The organism is Streptomyces sp. (assembly GCF_050698815.1).
In the GTDB taxonomy this organism is placed as follows: Bacteria; Actinomycetota; Actinomycetes; order Streptomycetales; family Streptomycetaceae; genus Streptomyces.
Genome location: NZ_JBOHCV010000139.1, coordinates 1 through 1,926, shown reverse-complemented (window position 1 = coordinate 1,926; position 1,926 = coordinate 1). Strand labels below are relative to the sequence as shown.

The 1,926-nt window shown below is 69.0% G+C and carries 2 protein-coding genes; both read left to right on the top strand.

Annotated features, from left to right (window positions below):
- The first annotated feature begins 320 nt into the window (after window positions 1-320).
- Entirely contained in the window at window positions 321-1,490 is a 1,170-nt protein-coding gene (locus ACRDP3_RS05545) for an adenosine deaminase (protein WP_431515685.1), read from the top strand.
- 162 nt (window positions 1,491-1,652) lie between these two features.
- Window positions 1,653-1,922 (top strand): ATP-binding protein, encoded by a 270-nt coding sequence (locus ACRDP3_RS05540; protein WP_431515684.1) that lies wholly within the window; start codon window positions 1,653-1,655, stop codon window positions 1,920-1,922.
- Window positions 1,923-1,926: the final 4 nt, after the last annotated feature.

Below are 1,926 nucleotides of genomic sequence, written 5' to 3'. Positions count from 1 at the left end.
GCCGTACGCCGTGTGCCGTGCCGCCGCCCGGGAGCAGCAGCACCACGGCGTGCGGCCCCGCGCCTGACTCGTCGGCACCGATCGCCCGTCCCAGTCGGGCCGCCCGCTCTGGCAACGCTTGCTGAGCCATGGGAGGAACGATGGCAGAAGCATGGGTGTACGTACCGTGCCCCGCGATCACCTTTCCGTATCGAACGGCCGGACCGGCCGGCGGTGTACGCGTGGGACCAACATCCCGCAGTGGGACAGGTGTTGTGGCGCGGATGCCGTGTACGTGATATTTACGTGCCGTCTACGCGCGTAGGAGCTAGAGTACGTGAATGACGAGCCAGACCCTCAACACTGTCCCCACCCCGCAGCAGATCCGCCGCGCCCCCAAGGTGCTGCTGCACGATCACCTCGATGGTGGTCTGCGGCCCGGCACCATCATCGAGCTGGCCCGCGAGACGGGGTACACCGCCCTTCCGGAGGCCGAGGCCGATCGGCTGGAGCACTGGTTCCGCGCGTCGGCCGACTCCGGTTCGCTGGAGCGCTATCTGGAGACGTTCTCGCACACCGTCGGCGTCATGCAGACCCGTGAGGCGCTCACCCGGGTCGCGGCTGAGTGTGCCGAGGACCTTGCCGCCGACGGGGTCGTCTACGCGGAGGTCCGGTTCGCCCCCGAGCAGCACCTGGAGGGCGGCCTCACCCTCGAAGAGGTCGTCGAGGCCGTCAACGAGGGCTTCCGCGAGGGCGAACGGCGCGCCCGCGCGGACGGCAACCGCATCCGCGTCGGCGCCCTGCTCACCGCGATGCGGCACGCGGCCCGTGCCCTGGAGATCGCCGAACTCGCCAACCGTTACCGCGAACTCGGCGTCGTGGGCTTCGACATCGCCGGTGCGGAGGCGGGCTACCCTCCCACCCGCCACCTCGACGCCTTCGAATACCTCAAGCGCGAGAACAACCACTTCACCATCCACGCGGGTGAGGCGTTCGGGCTGCCCTCCATCTGGCAGGCCCTCCAGTGGTGCGGTGCCGACCGGCTCGGCCACGGGGTGCGCATCATCGACGACATCCAGGTGGACGACGTCGGCACGGTGAAGCTGGGCCGGCTCGCCTCGTACGTACGGGACAAGCGCATCCCGCTCGAACTCTGCCCGAGTTCCAACCTGCAGACCGGTGCCGCCCCTTCCTACGAGGAGCACCCCATCGGGCTGCTGCGCCGCCTGCACTTCCGCGCGACGGTGAACACCGACAACCGGCTGATGAGCGGCACCGGCATGAGCCAGGAGTTCGAGCACCTGGTGCGGACGTTCCGCTACACGCTGGACGACATGCAATGGTTCACGGTCAATGCGATGAAATCCGCGTTCATCCCTTTCGATGAACGTCTCGCCATGATCAACGAGGTGATCAAGCCCGGTTACGCCGAGCTGAAGTCCGAGTGGCTCTTCCGGGAGTCGCGTTCCGGCACCTCGGTGACCAGCGACTCCGTCACCGAAAAGGCCTGAACAGGGCGGCATCGGAAGGCGCCGGAGGTGAGCGGCCGACGGCCGGCGGCCCGACTTTCGGCACAGTCGGGATGTTTGCTGATGATCGGGATCCATCGCTACGTTCGCGGGGCCGCTGAAGTCAGCAAGCCACCAGCCCCCAGAAGCAAGGACGTAGTGCAGATGCAGCAGTTCACCAAGAAGATCATCGGTGCCGCCGCCGTCGGTGCGGTCGTGGCAGTCGCGGGTGCGGGTGCCGCCGCCGCCCACTCGGCACCGGGCCACCCGCACGCCGGCAAGGCGAAGGGGGCCGCCGGGCAGGCGACGGACGTCGTGGACGCCGCGCGTGCCGCGGCGCCGAAGGGCTCCAAGGGCAAGGGCCACAGCCAGGGTGCCGGGCAGGGCGCGGCCGGCCTGATGGGCGGCCTCCCCGTGGGCAACGGGATCATCTAGCGGG